General features: G+C 47.4%; 18 protein-coding genes. 4 read left to right on the top strand and 14 right to left on the bottom strand.

Features of this window, described 5'->3' with window-relative positions; translation table 11 throughout:
* Window positions 1–17: 17 nt before the first annotated feature.
* The gene (locus MKX74_RS11305; protein WP_018883110.1) at window positions 18–296 is read right to left on the bottom strand and encodes a hypothetical protein; all 279 of its coding nucleotides are present in this window, start codon (window positions 294–296) and stop codon (window positions 18–20) included.
* Window positions 297–439: 143 nt separating this feature from the next.
* Window positions 440–1,009, bottom strand: coding sequence for a TetR/AcrR family transcriptional regulator (locus tag MKX74_RS11300; RefSeq protein WP_341178410.1), 570 nt, complete (start codon window positions 1,007–1,009; stop codon window positions 440–442).
* A 177-nt stretch (window positions 1,010–1,186) separates the two neighbouring features.
* Here MKX74_RS11300 and MKX74_RS11295 point away from each other — a divergent pair, with 177 nt between their 5' ends.
* Together MKX74_RS11295 and MKX74_RS11290 are read left to right on the top strand one after the other, a co-directional pair.
* Window positions 1,187–1,444 (top strand): NAD(P)-dependent oxidoreductase, encoded by a 258-nt coding sequence (locus MKX74_RS11295; RefSeq protein WP_341178409.1) that lies wholly within the window; start codon window positions 1,187–1,189, stop codon window positions 1,442–1,444.
* Window positions 1,445–1,496: 52 nt separating this feature from the next.
* Window positions 1,497–1,775, top strand: a complete 279-nt coding sequence (locus MKX74_RS11290) for an NAD(P)H-binding protein (protein ID WP_341178408.1) — start codon at window positions 1,497–1,499, stop codon at window positions 1,773–1,775.
* Between the two features lie 241 nt (window positions 1,776–2,016).
* On the opposite strand, the gene MKX74_RS11285 is transcribed toward MKX74_RS11290, so the two are convergent.
* From MKX74_RS11285 to MKX74_RS11250, 8 genes are all read right to left on the bottom strand, one after another.
* Window positions 2,017–2,598 carry a chloramphenicol phosphotransferase CPT family protein gene (locus tag MKX74_RS11285; RefSeq protein WP_341178407.1) on the bottom strand — a complete coding sequence of 194 codons (582 nt, stop codon included), beginning with the start codon at window positions 2,596–2,598 and terminating at the stop codon, window positions 2,017–2,019.
* 800 nt (window positions 2,599–3,398) lie between these two features.
* The gene (locus tag MKX74_RS11280; protein ID WP_341178406.1) at window positions 3,399–3,980 is read right to left on the bottom strand and encodes a hypothetical protein; all 582 of its coding nucleotides are present in this window, start codon (window positions 3,978–3,980) and stop codon (window positions 3,399–3,401) included.
* Window positions 3,981–4,041: 61 nt separating this feature from the next.
* The gene (locus MKX74_RS11275; RefSeq protein ID WP_341178405.1) at window positions 4,042–4,554 is read right to left on the bottom strand and encodes an immunity 22 family protein; all 513 of its coding nucleotides are present in this window, start codon (window positions 4,552–4,554) and stop codon (window positions 4,042–4,044) included.
* A gap of 216 nt (window positions 4,555–4,770) precedes the next feature.
* On the bottom strand, window positions 4,771–5,433 hold the full coding sequence (locus tag MKX74_RS11270; protein WP_341178404.1) for a hypothetical protein: 663 nt from the start codon (window positions 5,431–5,433) through the stop codon (window positions 4,771–4,773).
* Between the two features lie 206 nt (window positions 5,434–5,639).
* Window positions 5,640–6,524, bottom strand: coding sequence for a radical SAM/SPASM domain-containing protein (locus MKX74_RS11265; protein WP_036631925.1), 885 nt, complete (start codon window positions 6,522–6,524; stop codon window positions 5,640–5,642).
* A gap of 525 nt (window positions 6,525–7,049) precedes the next feature.
* Window positions 7,050–8,501, bottom strand: coding sequence for a 6-phospho-beta-glucosidase (locus MKX74_RS11260; RefSeq protein ID WP_341178403.1), 1,452 nt, complete (start codon window positions 8,499–8,501; stop codon window positions 7,050–7,052).
* Window positions 8,502–8,694: 193 nt separating this feature from the next.
* Window positions 8,695–10,617, bottom strand: coding sequence for a beta-glucoside-specific PTS transporter subunit IIABC (locus tag MKX74_RS11255; RefSeq protein WP_341178402.1), 1,923 nt, complete (start codon window positions 10,615–10,617; stop codon window positions 8,695–8,697).
* Between the two features lie 443 nt (window positions 10,618–11,060).
* The gene (locus tag MKX74_RS11250) at window positions 11,061–11,993 is read right to left on the bottom strand and encodes a metallophosphoesterase family protein (protein WP_341178401.1); all 933 of its coding nucleotides are present in this window, start codon (window positions 11,991–11,993) and stop codon (window positions 11,061–11,063) included.
* Window positions 11,994–12,125: 132 nt separating this feature from the next.
* On the opposite strand from MKX74_RS11250, the gene MKX74_RS11245 reads away from it, so the two are divergent.
* A complete protein-coding gene (locus tag MKX74_RS11245) occupies window positions 12,126–12,533 on the top strand; it encodes a hypothetical protein (RefSeq protein WP_341178400.1) in 408 nt (135 codons plus the stop codon).
* A 175-nt stretch (window positions 12,534–12,708) separates the two neighbouring features.
* Here the strand turns inward: MKX74_RS11245 and MKX74_RS11240 are convergent, their stop codons facing one another.
* Window positions 12,709–13,614, bottom strand: a complete 906-nt coding sequence (locus MKX74_RS11240) for an AraC family transcriptional regulator (protein WP_445667266.1) — start codon at window positions 13,612–13,614, stop codon at window positions 12,709–12,711.
* A 118-nt stretch (window positions 13,615–13,732) separates the two neighbouring features.
* On the opposite strand from MKX74_RS11240, the gene MKX74_RS11235 reads away from it, so the two are divergent.
* A complete protein-coding gene (locus tag MKX74_RS11235; protein WP_341178399.1) occupies window positions 13,733–14,641 on the top strand; it encodes a DMT family transporter in 909 nt (302 codons plus the stop codon).
* Window positions 14,642–14,846: 205 nt separating this feature from the next.
* On the opposite strand, the gene MKX74_RS11230 is transcribed toward MKX74_RS11235, so the two are convergent.
* The 3 genes from MKX74_RS11230 to MKX74_RS11220 form a co-directional block, all read right to left on the bottom strand.
* Window positions 14,847–16,343 carry an extracellular solute-binding protein gene (locus MKX74_RS11230; RefSeq protein WP_341178398.1) on the bottom strand — a complete coding sequence of 499 codons (1,497 nt, stop codon included), beginning with the start codon at window positions 16,341–16,343 and terminating at the stop codon, window positions 14,847–14,849.
* A 44-nt stretch (window positions 16,344–16,387) separates the two neighbouring features.
* Window positions 16,388–17,260, bottom strand: a complete 873-nt coding sequence (locus MKX74_RS11225) for a carbohydrate ABC transporter permease (protein WP_341178397.1) — start codon at window positions 17,258–17,260, stop codon at window positions 16,388–16,390.
* A 62-nt stretch (window positions 17,261–17,322) separates the two neighbouring features.
* Window positions 17,323–18,189, bottom strand: coding sequence for an ABC transporter permease (locus tag MKX74_RS11220; RefSeq protein WP_404821466.1), 867 nt, complete (start codon window positions 18,187–18,189; stop codon window positions 17,323–17,325).
* Window positions 18,190–18,363 lie beyond the last annotated feature (174 nt).

Here is an 18,363-nt window from a genome sequence, read left to right as displayed (position 1 = left end):
CATGTTTTACCAATCCATTATCCACCTTTTAATTTCTCAGCAATATAAGCATGCAGACGGTAAATGTCTGAAAGAAGCTCTTCTTCCTCCGGCGTATTTCCATACTCCCCGAGCCAACGTGGTGTCCGGATATGCCAATCCTCTGTCAGGTATTGCTTGTCATCGCGATACTCTAAAATATGTTCCAGGAAATATTCCAGAGAGCCGAAGGATTGTTTCTGATTATCGCTGATAATGGATTGTGTGTTCTCAATGATTGTATGTAACATTTGTTGAATATGCCCTTCTGGAGTCATCGTTGATCTCCTCGTTTCAAGTTTCATCTGTAATATGGGTCTTGCGAGCGATACCCTCTTCTTTGCTATCTTTGGGTAAGTTCATCCTTTTGGGAGTGTGCATCCTCAAATACTCTCCAAAATCCACATCCAAAGGAATATTTTTAAGAATTCATATCCAGATTTCGCTCAAGCATTGCTCCTATACGTTCAGCCATCACGGAAGGTGGGAGAGGCTTTTCATGTGTAAACCACCATTCCACGACTCCAACGATAGCTCCCCCCACAAACTGAACCTCCACAAGTTGATCTTTCATTAATTCGGTGTTCATAGTACCTGGAATGCTCTCGTTCCCCTTCTGTAATTCATGGATAAAAAAGTCCAGAAACTGCTTACGAAAAAAAGAACTGCCTTTACTCACCAGCAATGCGGAGAAAAATAAAAAGTGCTTCTCAAAATATTCAAACCACATGAATACCATGTTGTTATAACCCATGTCTATCTCCGTAGATTCACAGACTTCACGCAAATTCTCAATATGCTCTGTGATGAGTTTATTCAGAAGATCAAATTTATCTGTGTAATGAAGATAGATCGTTCTCCGGCTGATATCCGCTTTGTCGGAAATGTCCTGGATCGTAATATGATCAAAATCTTTGTTCATCATCAGTTCAATAACCGCCGTTTTGATAGCTTCTTGGGATTTGCGTATCCTTCGATCCACCTTTACCACTTCATATCACCCTTTTTCTTCATTGTTAATACGCAGTCTCAAACCATCTGTGCACAAATGCACGCAATCCAGCTTTTTAGCCATTGCAAGATTTTTATTTGTGTATACCAGTATACATATATGATTAATAATACACTACTGCGCACTAATTCACAGTAAGAAATGGAGTTTAACTATATGAAAATTGCAGTAATTGGGGCTACCGGAGGAACAGGAAAAAAAGTGATCGAATGCGCCCTTGGATTAGGGCATGAAGTTATTGCCGTTGCTCGTCGTCCCGAAGCCATTTCTTCAACAGAAGGACTTACAGTTAGAAAAGGGGATGTGTTCGATTTACCTGTTATGATTCAGGCGATTTCAGGGGCAGAGGCTGTCATCAGTTGTAGATCCTCCCCTCAACGTATCATCCACTTCCGCCAAGAAGGGCTTGGGTAATCTCAGCGCCTCTTTACGTACAATTAAGGCTAATTACTCACCAGGAGCGGTCATGTCTGAAGGAATTCCAAATATCATTACGGCCTGTCATCGTACAGGGGTTAAACGTATTGTGCTGCAGAGCGGCATTAATTTGAGCGATCGTGGAGAGCTTTCTTATGTCAGCAGTCTCGCCGTGCGTCTGATGCGCCGTATTTTTTGGAAGGCCATTCAGGATAAAAGTATTGCGGAACAAGCGCTCATCCAAAGTGAGCTCGATTGGGTCATCGTTCGTGCATCCGTGCTTCAGTATGCGGAAGGGAACTTGAAATGTAGTCCTGAATTGTATTGAACCAGACTATTAGCAATCGTAATCAGCTGAGAGATCTGCTCCTCATTTGCCTTTTGTCCGGCAGCCCATGCCTCCTGGTTAAAACCAGGTTTACTTATAGAACAATTCTATATATAGATTCAATTATTCAATGGATGGAATAAGCAAAAAACCTAACGATTCTTCGTTAGGCTCAGCACGACCATCAGCATCATGATGGATTCCAGTTAGTCATCTCTTCTATTTACTTCCGCTAAGTCTTTTAACTTCGACTTAACTTCTTGAATGCCGAGTACTCCTTCTCGGAGTTCATATAACTTAGTATCTTTTCCGCACATGCAGCTGAACTTAATTCTTCCGTGTTTACTTCTAGATCATACTCATCATAGGCGTATATGTAATCGAACTGGGAATGGGCTAGACCTATCTCGCGATCCCCCCTGCTTTGCTCTCTTCTGGTGAGTTCTTCTTTGGAGCAGTGAACACCAACAAACAATATCGGATAATCGGCAAGCAAATCATAAAATTCGTTAAACCACTTGTCATCGCTGATAACCGTATCCACAATTACATTCAGGCCCAGCTCCGAAAATAATTTAATGGTAGAATAGTACAATGAGCCAATCGGGCCAAAAAGGATATCTGACATCACACCCGGCTCCACTTCTCTTGTTGGTTTCATATCTGGATATGTCGTATCGATGAACTGATCATAATTTCGAAAAAATTGATCTACTGACAGATGATGCAACGGCATCTCTGCCTGCCTTTTCATTTCCAGCGCAATGCTTGTCTTTCCTGAACTTGACGTTCCGTTTAAAAAGATAATGAGTCCTCTTTCCATATACATCACCCTTATCTATAAAATTGGTGCCGCTTTAGCTGAGCCTTTCTCCTCTTAATATCTCCTTTGAATTACTGCTACACTGCCATCATTCATTCCAAAATTCAATGATTTTCTGGTTTACCAGATCCGCTTGCTCGTGGTTAATCGCATGACCTGCATCTCGAATGATCTCATAATCCAACTGGTTGCGCTACAGCTTATGTATTGCTTTTGGATAGTTAGAGAGGGTGTCATGTTCCAGTTTTCTAAAAGCAATTGTTTTCAAATCACATGAACTAATGACACTATCCCAATATATTTCTCTCTACAAAATCCAAAAAATCTCTCTGCATCGAACCGAGAGGAAGGATTACTTTCATAATCCTGAACCTACAACGCTGCCCCTGGATGCTAAATGACCAACCTGCAGCAGACAGCGAAGCATCCTTATACTTTTGATCCTCTAGCTCAGCTACTTCGTACTCAACTTTATGTACCACTCTAGTAGAAAATAGATTGAGATACAGAATAATTACTCTATCCTGGCTTATTAGCAATATAGCCCGGCTTGTATGAGCCGAAAAGCTTTGAGGCGTTGCATAGCAAGCTAGCATATCCGGTTCTCTGTGAGGTTCGGATAGCCTGTTAATCAATTTCTTGGTGATGAATAGCATGGTCAGATACCTTTACCTTTCTATCTTTTACTTTTCTATCATTTACTTTCTATTGGGGTGTTCTGACACCCTATTTATCAAAAGGAAAACAACAGGAGCAACAATCGAGCCATGAGTACTACTAACCTCAGGGCTCAGATTCTGCTACTGCTGCTTTACGGGCTTAACATCGAACTGACCTGCATGTACCTGAATATCCATCTCATGTCCGTCATTCGTTGTGATATATACTTTCCAGTCGGTTGTAGCCTCTGGCTCCGCAGGTAGCTGAAAGACAAGATTCGCTTGCGTCCCTGCTTGGACTTCTTCTACCTGATCATCCTTGGTACCTGATTGCTTTAGATGGAATAGCACCATGCCCGATGCATTTTTATTATCCACCTGTACTCTCAGATGTGAGCCATTGGAGGCAGTTGTCGTGAATGAATTCTCGAAGCTGTTCAATCCTCGATGTCGTGTATCCACAAATATTACTTCGTCAGGTTCGTTCGCGATGGACTCCAGCAGGGCCTTGTCTTGAATTAGTACGGGCAAGCTATCTGAAGTACTGTTCTGCTCATCTACATACGATGAACTGTGGGAACTCGTCTGCACAGCTGGGGTCGAAGACAGTGTCTCTGAATCCACGCTACTCCACATGACGTTCTGACGAATGAGAAGTGATCCGACTACGATCACCCCGATGCCTAGCACAACAGCCGGGATATACCTTTTATTGAGTTTCATGGCTATATGGGACGCATGTGTACAGCATTGGGTTCACGCCCCTCCCTCCTTCCGTTCATATCTAGTCAAGTGTCTCATAACGGATAGCATGTAACAAGGCCAGCGGCATCCGATCAGCCTCGTGCTCTATTGCATTTCCTGGCAGCGCCGGGCCGAGTGGTCCAATCGCACTGATACGTTCAGCCGCACTTGCTGCGGATGCACAGCTCGAAGGGTCCTCCACCAGATTGAGCAGGCATTCATTGATTGATCCATGCGGAGAATCATTGCCATAGATCAGGATTAAGGAGTTATAAGGAGCCAGCAGCACCTCAAGCCCTTCCGGCAGATGCTCGGTAAATGCATGATGGGGACTGTAGTCATTTCGCATATAATTTATGAATTCCTGACGTTCCTTCGGTCCCCGGATATAGTGAGCCTCCATGAAATCCTCATCCAGATCGGACAGTCCCGACTGCTGCTCAAATAACGAAGCATGCCGCTCATCGTTCGCATCCCGCACAATGGCTATGTATGACATAAATTCCTCGTCTGTAGCAAAATTCCCTGCCCAAATCGTCACAATATGCCGCATCGTTATCTCCTTATGAAGAGTTATGTAGGTTAGATTACATATTTCAATAGATTAGATTTCATATTTCGAATGAAGGGATCTCACCGAAGAAAGCGCAATCAAATGCATTCCTTATAGTGTACCCAATATGTATAAGGTTTTCAAATCTTTGTACTATTCTTTGTTCTTTATTCTTTATTCTTTGTACTTTTTTCTATTCTTTGTACTGTTCTTTGTTTAGTTCCTTATCCTCTTCCGATTCACCAAGGTTCGTGCTTTATAGAATATCCAGGTACTCAACAACGACTCTTGATCTCTATGAACTGCTATTTTATCGAAGAAATAAAAGTCATCTAAGGATACACTGATCTTCCCGATCGGGGCTACAGGCTCTTTGCAGATCCATTCATCAAATTGAACATGCCCTTGACCAGACATGTGAAACTGTTCTTTGGGTAGTAGATACAGCATGCCATCCGTCCATGGATGATTCTGTAATGTAGACTCGTTAATGGAATAGTAATGATAGTTCGTCTGTCGTCCTTTAATGCACCCATTTCGAAAACTCCCGATCACTGCCCTTCGATCAAGCACAGCAAAGAACATAGACCATATAGGATCTGTCGTTGCAAATACAGCTGTAGCTACTTCATTGTTATACAGTGTCTGCTTCCGCGGTTCGAAGCTAATGATATGATGATGATTGGAGCCATGAAATACATACTCGCCCTTCGCGGATACATACTGAAGAAAACGGTGCTTAGGGTATTCTAAAGTATATTCCATAAGCCGCCCTTCATGGACGGATTGGAGTAGCTCTTCATATTTCTCCATTTCGTCCTTAGCAAAGACAACTGTGGGAGAAGGATGCATCAATATCGATAGAATCAATGAAATCATCTGCTCTGATATACCCCCCCTCGCCAAAGAAGTCTCCTATGCACTCACTCATCACGCTGAATCTAATACCAACATGACACTCCCGTAAGAATATGATGCTATGCTAGTATGTGCATTTCACAGGGCTGTTTATAGCGGGTATCATCAGCTCATACTCCATACTGTTCACAAGACCTGCTCACGCAATTAGGCTCCATTAGACTCGATTATGCTCCCTCGCCGAATCGCTTGCGATAGCCACATTTGCGGCATAGCTCCTCCACAGCCTGTCTATTGGAAAATCCATAATAGATCCGGTTCGCGCGGTCACCATCCACGATGCTGCTGAAGGACTGCTCATATACATTACCCAAATTAATGACGCCTTCACCATCCAGACAGCATGGCACGACGGTACCGTCGACCAGAATCGCCGCTTGACTACGGAGCGCATGGCAGAAGCCACGGCCATCATCCTCGGGCGCGTCCAGACTTGGCCATTCGAACTCGTGGTCCTGGTTCAGATAGACATTCGGGGCGATCTTGAGGCCTTTGCCAGGCTCGACCTTTTCCTCAATTCGGAAATCCAGGTTGAATTCCCGCTCCAGCATCTCCAGTGTCTCCCGGTTGCGCTGCCGCTCCATATTCGTAATGTTGTCTTGGGCCAGGTTCCAAAGACGGAACGAGATCAGAACGTTATGCTTCACCGCTTCACGAACAAATGACAAAATATGTCCCACGTATCCCTCACGATCCACCGAGCCCTCGTGACCGTCGAAGCTGTGCAGCGAGAAGTTCATTTGCCGCAAGGCTGGTTGTCCTAGCAGCTTATGAGCAGTCTTCGGCAGCAGCGTGCCGTTGGTCGTAATATTCACCTTCAAGCCCTTCTCATGGGCAGATTCCAGCAATTGATCAATCTTGGGATGCAGCAGCGGCTCACCCTTGACATGCAGATAGATATGATCCGTATGTGGCTTGACCTGATCCAGCACGGTGCGAAAGGTATCGGGATCAATGAATTTCTTGACCCGCTGTGTTTGCGGACAGAAGCTGCAGGCCAGGTTACAGATGCTTGTAATCTCAATGTATACTTTCTTGAACTTTTTCAAAATCCTAGTCCCCATTCTTACGTTCTCAGGGCCCTACGGGCCGCTATCCAAGTGCTATGATTATACCGGGTTCTGGAGCTGAGGTAAACCGTTGGCTGCTGTCACTCATCCCTGACCGGCTTTGTTAAGCCCTCAACTGCAGTGACGCCCACACCTGCACAACATTGCTACCGCAGACTTTAGTTAGCTACTCCATTGCTACATACGCAAGGTTCCTGCAAAATCGTTCCCCTCTCCTATATCTATCCCAACTATTAAATTATCGAAACCATATACCTGATCTGATCCCTCATAGATTCCTCAAAAATCCCCCAAAAACAATAAAAGATCAGGAACAGAGCATGTACCTCCCCCTTCCTGATCTTTACTGAATTTGTTCATTAGAGCTGTGTAGTTACTTTTAGCTTATAATGGTCCTTTTGCCTAGCTGAACTGTTCAGCTTAAGAATTCGTTCTTGTAGCTTATTGCTATATCCCTCACTCTAGCCACACTAATGTTAACACTCGATACGTACAGTGTGCATGCCTCTATTCCTCATCGAAATAGGAAGCGCCATTGCTGGCAATGACTTGCTTATACCAGTGAAAGCTTTTCTTCCGCACACGGCGCAATGTTCCCGTACCATCGTTGTTTCGATCCACATAGATGTAGCCGTAGCGCTTCTTCATTTCCCCCGTACCTGCACTCACCAGGTCAATCGGTCCCCAACTCGTATAGCCAATCAGAGGGACTCCGTCCTGAATCGCTTCCGCCATCTCGGCAAAATGTCGATCCAGATAATCAATGCGGTAGTCATCCTCTACCGTATCGTTGTCCAGAAGCACATCCTGTGCGCCCAGTCCATTTTCTACAATGAATAATGGTTTGTTATACCGATCATACAGCTGATTGCACGTAATACGCAGTCCCTTCGGATCTATCGCCCAGCCCCATTCCGATAGCTGCAAATGCGGGTTCTTGATCGTGCTGAACACGTTCCCATCCGTCGTATCTCCCTGCAGCTCCGGATCAGCGCTGTCTACATTGCTGGCGTAGTAGCTGAAGCCAATATAATCGACGGTGTGACACCGTAATATCTCTTCATCCCCGATCTCCATGTCGATATGTAGCCCATGCTCACGGAAGTAACGCAGAATATAGCCCGGATATTCACCTTTGGACTGCACGTCGATGAGGAACAGTGATTCCCGCTCTCTGCCGATCGCCTTCCACACGTCCTCAGGATTGCAGCTATACGGGTACACAGCTCCCGCAGCGAGCATGCATCCGATCTGGGCACCCGGAATGATCTCATGACATGCTTTGACGGCCAGGGCACTGGCGACCAGCTCATGATGCGCGGCCTGATACAAGCTCTGCTTGAAATTCTCTCCAGGCACCTGCACCATCCCCGCACCAATGAACGGCAAATGTAGCAGCATGTTAATCTCATTGAAGGTCATCCAGTATTTCACTTTATGGCGATAGCGCTTGAAGAGTGTACGGGCATACCGCTCATAGAAGCCAATCATCTTGCGGCTATTCCAGCCTCCATAGGTCTTCACGAGATGCACTGGCAGATCGAAATGACAGATCGTTACGACAGGCTCAATGCCATACTTGAGCAGCTCGTCGAATACGCGATCATAAAATTGTAGTCCTGCCTCATTTGGCTCACTTTCATCACCATTAGGGAAAATCCGTGTCCAGGCCACCGACATGCGGAACGATTTGAAGCCCATTTCGGCGAACAGCTTGATGTCTTCCTCATAGCGATGATAGAAGTCAATCGCCTCATGTGACGGATAGTAGGCTCCCTCCTGAGGCTCAAAGGACTCTAGATTGCCCAGGGCGATATTCCAACGTTGCTCACCAATCGGCAGCAAGTCTACCGTCGAAAGACCTCTGCCGTCCGCCTGATAGGCTCCTTCCAGTTGATTCGCGGCAGTTGCTCCTCCCCACAAAAATCCTTCCGGAAATGCGGTCATTCTCTCCTGCATGCTATATCCCTCCATTATAATTCTTGGCGTTACTTATATGCTTAGTATTCCTCATGTACGTTGTATTCCACTACGCACTGGCCTCTCTTCGCTGCGCCTTCTCAGAAAAAGGAGATGAACACGAACCCTGTGCCCATCTCCAATGATTGATGCTAATACATCTCACATGTCATCTGGTTAAGGTACTAGCGCGTTAAGCCAATACAGTCAGCAACTTATCTCCCGAGTGTATGGAGCCCCCAGACCCACTGCCTACAACATCGGCAAATTGTCCTGTATTAGCAATTACGATGGGGGTAACCAGCTCATAGCCTGCCGCCTGAATGGCGTCCATATCAAATTCCACAAGCAGATCGCCGATGCTGATCCGTTGACCGTCCTGCACATGCACGGTGAAATGCTCACCCTTCAGCTTCACGGTATCTTGACCGATATGAATCAGCAGCTCTACTCCGTCATCCGAAACGAGACCGATCGCATGCTTTGTACGATATACAGTCTTTACCACACCATTCACTGGGGATACGACCTTACCTTGGGTAGGACGAATGGCAATGCCTTTTCCCATATGCTCACCAGCAAACGTCACATCCTGAATATCCTTCAGCTGTACGACCTCACCAGTCATTGGGCTAGCGATCTCATGTTGGCCACTAGTAACAGACTGTGGTTTGTTCTCAGGAGCTGGCGTCGACTCAGCTTGTACTTGCTCCTTGAAGCCGAACAGGTATACGAGCAGGAAGCCAAGTGCAAAAGCTACCACGACTGCAACAATCGACATCAGGAAGGAGCTATCTACTCCTGTCTCTGGATTAATCATGCTTGGGAAACCAAAGATACCAAGTCCGCCGATCATGAAGGTCTTTGTACCCGCGATACCCAGGATTCCTCCGCCAACCGCTGCTGCGATACAGCTCATGATGAACGGACGCTTCAGAGGAAGCGTTACCCCGTAGATCGCTGGCTCGGTGACCCCGAAGATCCCGGAGATGAAGGCAGGAATACTAAGCGACTTGAGCTTCTGATTGCGAGTCTTCAGCATGACGCCCAGCACAGCACCAGTCTGAGCAAAGGAAGCAGCGAATACCATCGCGAGAACCGGGTCTTGCTTCAGTGTAGACAGGTTGAGGATCGCCACTGGCACCAAGCCCCAGTGCAGACCGAACAATACGAATACTTGCCACAGACCACCCAGGATGATACCAGTAATTGTCGGGCTCAGATTATAAATCCAGATAGCTCCTGCACCGATCAGTTGACCCGCCCAGGTAGAGATTGGACCAATAACAATGAATGTAGCAGGTACAATGACGAGCAGCGTGAAGAAGGGAACCAGGAACGTCTTGACGACATTCGGAATCACTTTCTTAAAGAAGTTCTCAATCCGAACAGCCACATAGGTTGCGACAATAATAGGAATAACCGATGAAGAGTAAGTCATCAATATGACCGGAATGCCCAGGAACGTAATGTGCACCGGCGATTCGAACAGTGAGCCTGAGAACAGCGTGTACAGGGCATCACCGCCGGTCAGTGTAGACAGCGTCGGATACACAAGAGTTGCCCCGATGGCCATCCCCAGAAACGGCGAGCCGCCGAATTTCTTGATTGCTGTATAGCCAAGGAAGATCGGGAAGAAGTAGAACAGGGAATCCCCGGTAGCATTCAGCAATTGATAGGTTCCTGAAGTATTGCTAAGCCAGCCGAAGGACACGAACATAGCGGCGAAGCCCTTGATCATCCCTGTAGCGGCCAATAATCCGAGAAGCGGCGTAAATACACCGGAAATCATATCGATAAAGCGGCTGAACAAGCTTACCTTTTGGCCATCATTCGTGCTCTCGTCCTCTACGAAGCCCTCTGTTGGGAGATTCCCCACTTTGACCACAGCCTTGTAGACATCTGGTACCTCGTTGCCGATGACGACCTGGTATTGACCTCCGCTTTGCATAACTGTAATAACGCCAGGGAGGTTTTTTAGCTCCTCCGTTTTGGCGACGCTTTCATTTTTGAGCTTGAAACGGAGACGGGTTACGCAATGGAATACACTATTTACATTCTCCGTACCACCGACGCGCTGCAAAATATCCTTGGCTAATTGATCGTAGTTGCTCATCCTGATCATCTTCCTTTCTGATCAGCATTTTTGCACCATCGTTCATGGGATGAGTACAAATTTGCTCATGGTCGTAAATGCTGCTAGGTTACAAGGAAAATTCGAAGCTCTAACCAACCGCCCTTATAGATAAAGCGCTTTCAAAACCTGCTTGAATAGATTTCTGCTTGCAGCAAAGATCTATCCTTGCAGAAGATACTTGAAAAAACGCAGCCTGCATAGCAGGTTCATCCAAAGTGCGAATATTACTGACGCAAAAAGGCAAAACCATACCTTTTGTCCAAAGGTATCGGTTTTGCCTGATTTAACAGTAACACCCGATCTTTGTATGCGTTTTCTTAATACTAACGTACCATCTTCGATTATGCAATAGGTCTCGCAAAATTTTTATAAAGGTAGGGCTGATGGCACACTCGCTCCTACCAATCCCCCTAGAAAACGCCTTATAGTTCCCGGTTGAGAATGAGCAGCCTGCTATCCACGTTGACAACCTTCGTTCCGTTATCCAGCTCTACCATCGGCGTATCCCAGTGAGTATGTCCGCAGAATACCACCGTCTTCGGCCCGGCTGCCAGTTCATGGAGAATCAGCGCTTCACCCTGTAGCCCCTGCTCTGCTAAGCCAGGGCTCTGATGCAATAGAAGTGCATCCGGCTGGCGCTGCAGCAGCAAGCGCACGGAGCGCAGGTACGACGCCGGGTCCATGCGATTCGGCTTATCCTGACGCCCGATAATACCGCCAACCCCAGCAATCTGTATCTGATCCGCAGTCACGATGGATGGCGAAGCGATATGGTGTATCCCTTCCTCCGACTGAAACCTCCGGGCTACTTCTGTACTGACGAGATCGTGGTTGCCGTCCACGCCGATGACCCAGCCGAAGGTCTGTTGGAACGCTAGCCATACGGGAAGGGGATTTCCACTAGCCCCCCTCCGCCCTCGCTGCGCATACAGATCTCCACACAGCAGTACCCCTACTCGCTCTGGGCGAATATCGGGAAATTCCACTGCCAGCAAGAGTCTAACATGCTCTGGTAGCACCTCCCCAAGCAACAGATCAGCTTGAAATGTATTCGTAGACAGTTCATTATGCACAGTATTCTCTACTGCTACCTCCCCTACACTCTGCTGTATATCCATACCTTCAGATGTCGTTACAGATGTCGAATTAGTATGCAATTCTCCAGCAGAGGAGCGACTTATAATACCTTGCAGATCTGAAGCGACAATCAGAGCATCCAGTGATGCGGGCAATCCGGTCACCGTGCCATGCAGGATCGGAAGCCAAGCTTCCTGGACAGTTCCTCCCGTCCCTGCATTGATATATGGATACTGATCCAGCGGATCGTTACTTAGACGTACAATATTCAAGGCCATACAGCAGCCTCCTTTCATCCTTCGACCTACTAGTACTTTGACCAGCTCAAAATACTCCTTATTATATATTCCACATTTTCCCTAATGAGTGTATACTTGAACATTATAACCTGACAAAGGAAGTTGTGTCTTATGAAAATGCCTGTTCTGCTTAATGTCTTTCGCATTCTGCTTGGTGGACTTATTGTGCTCATGACGTTATCTACTGCCTTGGTATTATTTCTTCTCCCGCAGGAGCACACCTTCTCTCCCGTCCTTGGATCACAGGAAATTCCCTTCTACATCTGGATTATGTTCCGAACCTTGCTTATCCTGCTCCCACAGACGCTAGCCTTTATATTCATTACTCAGCGCAAATACAAGCTCAGTGTCGCTATGCTCGCCGCAGGCTGCGTTATTGCCTTGTTCAGTATAACTGGCATCGCGTTGCCGATTCAGCTCGGATTGCTCCTTGTGCTACTGCTTCATGGCCCCAGCAAACAGTACATGCAGACCAAGACTCCAAGCTTGAATTCATCTATGAACAGACTTCAATCCTAGCGCCTCAGGCCAACATCTCACTTGCCCTCTCCTTCAACGCTCTTCCAGGACACGCCACATTGCCTCTTCTAGTGGTGTTGTCCTGTGTCTGTTATAGCCCTGTGTCTGTTATAGCCCTGTCTCTACTCTAGTTCTTTCTCTACTATAGTCCCTACTCTCCTATGTCCCTTCCTAATCAATGTTGCCCCGTGTCCATGACCCCTATCTTCTGTTTCCTGTAGGCTAGCGGAGTCATGTTCATCGCTTTTCCGAATTGATAGATGAAGTAGCTTGTGCTATTGAAGCCCACCTGATACGCCACATCCGTGACATTATTTTCAGGCCGCTGCAGCAGTAGCAGGCTTTGCTGAATCCGATAATCCATCACATAAGTCACAGGTGTCCGCTTCAGAAATCGCTTGAAATACCGGCAGCATTCCGCCCTGCTCAGCTGTCCCGCTCCTGCAATATCCTCCAAGCTAATTCCTTCCGCAAAATGTTGATGGATATAGTCCAGCATGTCCTTCATTCTGCGATTCTTCAGCATTTCGCCTTCCTTATACTCCAATGAAAACCCGTAACTCAGCAGGCCCTTCCATATATGTGCCAACTGAATCGTGATATCCAGCTCATAATAAGTAGGTCGCTGCTCAATCAGACGATCGATTTCCATGATGGCCTCTGCAATGCTATGAGTCCAATGTTCTTGAGTATGCAGCACAAGATAAGGTAAATTCGTCGCTTCTATATACGGGAATACATAAGTGCCAAACAGCTCCTGTGAGGCCACAAAGCTCGGGGACACATTCAGACAGTAATAGACACATCCTGAGTCATGATAATCCGTTGCCTGATGAAGCCGACCGCTATTGATGAATAATCCGTCCCCTTCATTCACGATCACTTCGTCTTCTTGAATGTGGAACATGGCCTGTCCCTTAACGACCAGAACGAATTGAAACTCCTCATGCCAGTGCAACGGGATATATCCGTTTATATGGTGACTAATTGTTGTGCGGTAGCATGCGAGAGGCAGTACGGTCGTACGATGCTTGGTGAGCTCTCTATGCTGTTGATCAATGGTAAAATCTTTAATTTGCATGCAGTAACCTCAATATTATTATATTTTTCGTTCTAATTATAGTATATATTAATACATTTTCTCTTTATCATAGTCAACAATAGATACTATTTTGATATTTCAATGGAGCGATTAGATTATGAGTAGAGGAAGAGGCATATTTTTCATCATTACTGGGGCTATCTTTTGGGGGATCGGCGGCACCGTTGCCAAAAAGCTATTTCAACAATACGGGATCGATATGGGCTGGCTCGTTACGATTCGCCTGCTGATTGCGGGCGTTCTGCTCCTTGGGGTCCACACTTGCAAAAGAGGGCTAGCTGCCACCTTTGAAATCTGGAGTCATCGCAAGCTATCCATCCAGCTTATTATATTCGGAGTAGTAGGCATGCTCGGAGTTCAATATACTTATATGGCTTCTATCGACAGGGGAAATGCTGCAGTAGCGACACTACTACAATATTTAGCTCCAGTCATGATTGTGATCTATATAGCCATCGGTAAGCACGCAATGCCGACTAGGAAGGACTTATATACCGTAGTTCTTGCTTTGCTGGGCTGCTTTCTCTTACTGACAAATGGATCACTATCACAACTATCGGTACCGCCGGATGCAGTGATCTGGGGCGTACTATCCGGGGTTGCGCTCGCCTTCTATACTCTATATGCCGTTCGTTTTCTGGAGTCCTACGATTCGCTTGTCATTGTGGGCTGGGCGATGATGATCGGAGGAGCTGCGTTAAGCATCATCCACCCGCCTTGGCACATGGGTGCTGCGAACTTACCATTGGAGGCCTATATTTATTTGATCTTTGTGATCCTGTTCGGTACGATGCTGGCTTTTTGGATGTATGTCGAAAGCTTGAATAGCTTATCCCCCAAGGAATCAAGTCTTCTGAGCAGTCTGGAGCCGCTTGCCGCCGTATTAACGACTGTGTTCTGGCTACACGATTCCTTCGGATGGGTACAATGGCTGGGGACCGTCTGTATCCTTGTTATGGTGCTTTTCTTGACAGTGAAGGGAGAAGCTACATTAGAGGAGGCTTGAGCAACAAAGGTCTCGCTAGTAGAGTTAATGGAGTTAATGGAGTTAGTTCAGATGGTTTCATTCAAGGAAGGTATGGGCGTCCAAAATTCCTCCATATAAAAGTGTAAACAGAAAGAAGCCCCGACATTGCTGAGGCTTCTTTTCGCTTCTATGTGCACTGCTATTTCCGACATGAGCCCTGTTATCTTTTCTTCCGTGGGTCCTGCTACTTCTTCCCGAGCGCTTCATAGGAAGCCTTGTACTCAGCAGCCATGGCATCCCCGCCGCTATCTCTCCAATGCTGGACCTGTGCTCTCCAGCCCGCCTCGTCGATATTCCCCATGATGAACTTCGTCTGGGCATCCGTAATCAGCTGCTCCAGCTCACCACCACGCTCTACAAAAGTCTGCGATCGCAATGTCAGCACAGGATTCGGCACGATATGCTCCTCATTTCCGTATACGATCTGTTTGTTCTTATTGAACAGCTCACCCTCCTTGGGCTTCCGCTCCATGTTGTAATGCTCCCCGCGTTGCGGGAATGTATCCCGATAAGGCTTCACCTCCTGAGCATCCTTATCCCGATCAATAATGACTGTGTGCTCACCTTCCACCTGATAGTGGATGCCCTCCACTCCTTTATTAATCAGATTCACCATCTCTGGCTCGAATAATTGATTGATGAACGTAAGGATCCGGTCTAATTCTTCCTCGCTGGTTACTTTAGAGGTAGGGATCGCCAGAAAACCTGTATTGCCACTCTCACCGGGTACCCGAATGCCATCCGGTCCCTGAAGCGGGGCCACATCCATGACTGCACCAGGGACTACCTTATCCAGCTTCGTCTGCACAGACTGAGCGTTGCCGCCAGATATGCGCAGGTTGGCTCTGCCCGATTCATAAGCCTTGTTCAATTCGGAGGAATCCACGACGGCAAAATCCTGATTGATCAGTCGTTCCTCATACAGCCTTCTAAGCAGCTTCATCACCTCGAAGAAGGTCTCATCCTCGAATTCGGGATAAAAGTTACCATCGGCATCCATGCCCCACTTGTTCGGCGCTCCTTGAGAGACAGCCAGCCGGGTGATCGTGGAGGCCGTGCCCTGATTGTAACCTTTATCAAGCATCATGCCATAGGTATCGCGCTTGCCATTACCATCGGGATCACCCTCGGTGCTGAATTTGATAATCTCATACCAATCCTCCAGCGTCACCGGTGCCTCAAAGCCGCCCTGATCCAGCCAGTCCTTGCGATAGCTTACAATCGCGCGCCCCATATCGCGGAAGAGAGGTACTCCGTACACACGTCCATCGACGCTAATGTTATCGTAGTAGGCTTGCGGCTGCGCAGCCAAATGCTCGTATTTGGGCAAATGGTCCGTAATATCCCAGAACAATCCTGCCTCCAGCGAGTTGATCGTCGTTGGGGTGTAATTCAGCTTGATCAGCTTGGGAAGCTCATTGGAGGCGACCATAACGTTAACCTTCTCATCGTAGGCCGAGTGCGGAATCCATTGAATTCGCAGATCGGTCTGTGTGAATTCCCGCAGCTTTTCCTCTAATGGATTGGTGGGGTTCGGAATCTCACCGACCTGATTCACCACCAGGGTCAGTGGATAGGGCCCGTCGCCAAGCTCTGCTCCCTGATCTCCCGCCCCACATGCACTCAGTATACTTACCGCCAGTAGCGCGGATACAACCTTGCCAGCCCATCTTTTGTTCATTACCAGCCCTCCGTAGCAGTTGGATTGGATGATTCAGATTTTTACTAGCCTTTGACCGAGCCCAGCATCACTCCCTTGGCAAAATGCTTCTGGAGGAAGGGGTACACGAGCAGGATCGGGAAGGTGGCAAATACGATTACCGCCATCCGAACCGTCAGCGGCTGCACATCGGTCTGATCGAAGTTCGCGTCACCAACACGGCTTTGTGCCAGGATGACAATCTCCCGCAGCAGCACTTGAATGGGCCATTTCCGGTTATCATTGATGTAGAGAATTGCACTGAAGAACTGGTTCCAGTGGGCCACCGCGTAGAACAGACCAAATGTCGCCATAGCAGGCAGTGACAGGGGAATGACAATCTTAATTAGCACCTGGAGCTCATTGCAGCCGTCGATCTTGGCCGAATCCTCCAGACCATCCGGGATCTGCTGGAAGAAATTCTTCAGCACGATCAGATTGAAAGCACTTATAGCACTCGGAATCATGAGAGACCATAGCGTATTCGTCAGCTGCAGCCCGCTGACCACGAAATACGTAGGAATCATGCCCCCGCTGAACAGCATGGTGAACAGCACGCCCAGCAGAATCATATTTCGTCCCCGCAGATTCGGCTTGGACAGCGGGTAGGCCATCAGGGAGGTAAATACGAGATTGATCAAGGTGCCCACAACGGTAATATAGACGGAGACCATCATACTGCGCGGAAGCGTATCCGATGAGAAGATATACTGGTAGGAGACTGTGGACCACTCCTTGGGCCACAAGATCAAGCCTCCTCTGGCTACCTCAGCCGGGCTTGCGAAGGATACTGCCAGTACATAGACAAATGGCAGCACACACACAACAGCGGTGAACGCAAGCAGCGTATAATTCACTACATCAAATAGTCGATTCCGCCACGACTTGTCTTGGATCATGGCTTTCAACACTCCTTTGGGAGGAAGCTTGGAATGGATGTCAATGAGTACACTGAGTACACTTAGTACACGCCCTCTTCACCGAACCTCTTGGCAAGCCAGTTAGCCCCCAATACCAGAATGAGCCCAACCAGCGATTTGAATAGACCGACAGCAGCACTGTAGCTGTACTGTGCCTGAGTCATACCCTTGGTGTAGACATACGTATCGAATACATCCCCGACCTCCCGGTTGGTAGGGGCAATCATCAGGAAGATCTGCTCGAAGCCCGTATCCAGAAAGTTCCCCAGTCGCAGAATCAGCAGAATCACGATCGTGCTGCGAATGGCAGGCAATGTAATATGCCAGAGCTGGCGCCATCTGCTGGCTCCATCAATGCGAGCTGCTTCATATTGCTGCAGATCGACTCCTGCAAGTGCAGCCAGGAAGATTACCGTCCCCCAGCCTACTTCCTTCCAGATCGACTGCGAAATAATCATCGTTCGGAACCAATCTGCCTCCAGCAGGAAGGCGATCTTGTCACCCGTAAGGCGATAGATCAGCTCATTCAGAATCCCGTTCTCGGTCGTGAACAGAATATAGAAGATCCCGACGACCACCACCCAAGACACGAAATGCGGAATGTAAATAAAGGTCTGCACAAAACGCTTGAAACGATGATGCCGCACCTCATTGAGCATGAGAGAAAGGATGATCGGCAGCGGGAAAAAGAAAATCAGATTGTACAGTGCCAAAATGAACGTATTGCGGAACAGCATCCAGAATTGTGGCTCACTGAAAAAGCGTTCGAAATGCTTGAACCCCACCCACGGGCTACCAAAGAAGCCCAAATGCGGTCTGTAGTCCTGAAAAGCCATAGAGATGCCGTACATGGGTACATATTTGAAAATAACAAAATACAGCACACCTGGGAGCAGCATCAGATACATCCATTTATCCCGGACCAGATCCTTGATCAGCTGCTGCCGCTTCTGTCTGCGAAGATCACGTCGAATTGATGGTCTACTGCCGTTCAGCGCTTCACTCGCATTCATTTCATTGACTCCCCCTCCTGCTTCGCCGAGGTTATTTGTAAGCGATTGCAGTTTCAATTATTTCTTGTT

It is taken from the genome of Paenibacillus sp. FSL K6-1230, assembly GCF_038002385.1.
GTDB lineage: Bacteria > Bacillota > Bacilli > Paenibacillales > Paenibacillaceae > Paenibacillus > Paenibacillus massiliensis.
The sequence above is the reverse complement of the archived record's forward strand: the minus strand, read 5'-3'. Positions and strand labels throughout refer to the sequence as shown.

Bases quoted from the DNA above. Each gene is read 5' to 3' on its own strand.
- MKX74_RS11295 (WP_341178409.1), top strand. From the start codon at position 1,187: ATGAAAATTGCAGTAATTGGGGCTACCGGAGGAACAGGAAAAAAAGTG.
- MKX74_RS11240 (WP_445667266.1), bottom strand. From the start codon at position 13,614: ATGCAAATTAAAGATTTTACCATTGATCAACAGCATAGAGAGCTCACC.
- MKX74_RS11275 (WP_341178405.1), bottom strand. From the start codon at position 4,554: ATGCGGCATATTGTGACGATTTGGGCAGGGAATTTTGCTACAGACGAG.
- MKX74_RS11225 (WP_341178397.1), bottom strand. From the start codon at position 17,260: ATGATCCAAGACAAGTCGTGGCGGAATCGACTATTTGATGTAGTGAAT.
- MKX74_RS11220 (WP_404821466.1), bottom strand. From the start codon at position 18,189: ATGTATCTGATGCTGCTCCCAGGTGTGCTGTATTTTGTTATTTTCAAA.
- MKX74_RS11305 (WP_018883110.1), bottom strand. From the start codon at position 296: ATGACTCCAGAAGGGCATATTCAACAAATGTTACATACAATCATTGAG.
- MKX74_RS11235 (WP_341178399.1), top strand. From the start codon at position 13,733: ATGAGTAGAGGAAGAGGCATATTTTTCATCATTACTGGGGCTATCTTT.
- MKX74_RS11245 (WP_341178400.1), top strand. From the start codon at position 12,126: ATGAAAATGCCTGTTCTGCTTAATGTCTTTCGCATTCTGCTTGGTGGA.
- MKX74_RS11285 (WP_341178407.1), bottom strand. From the start codon at position 2,598: ATGGAAAGAGGACTCATTATCTTTTTAAACGGAACGTCAAGTTCAGGA.
- MKX74_RS11260 (WP_341178403.1), bottom strand. From the start codon at position 8,501: ATGCAGGAGAGAATGACCGCATTTCCGGAAGGATTTTTGTGGGGAGGA.
- MKX74_RS11280 (WP_341178406.1), bottom strand. From the start codon at position 3,980: ATGAAACTCAATAAAAGGTATATCCCGGCTGTTGTGCTAGGCATCGGG.
- MKX74_RS11230 (WP_341178398.1), bottom strand. From the start codon at position 16,343: ATGAACAAAAGATGGGCTGGCAAGGTTGTATCCGCGCTACTGGCGGTA.
- MKX74_RS11250 (WP_341178401.1), bottom strand. From the start codon at position 11,993: ATGGCCTTGAATATTGTACGTCTAAGTAACGATCCGCTGGATCAGTAT.
- MKX74_RS11255 (WP_341178402.1), bottom strand. From the start codon at position 10,617: ATGAGCAACTACGATCAATTAGCCAAGGATATTTTGCAGCGCGTCGGT.
- MKX74_RS11290 (WP_341178408.1), top strand. From the start codon at position 1,497: ATGTCTGAAGGAATTCCAAATATCATTACGGCCTGTCATCGTACAGGG.
- MKX74_RS11270 (WP_341178404.1), bottom strand. From the start codon at position 5,433: ATGATTTCATTGATTCTATCGATATTGATGCATCCTTCTCCCACAGTT.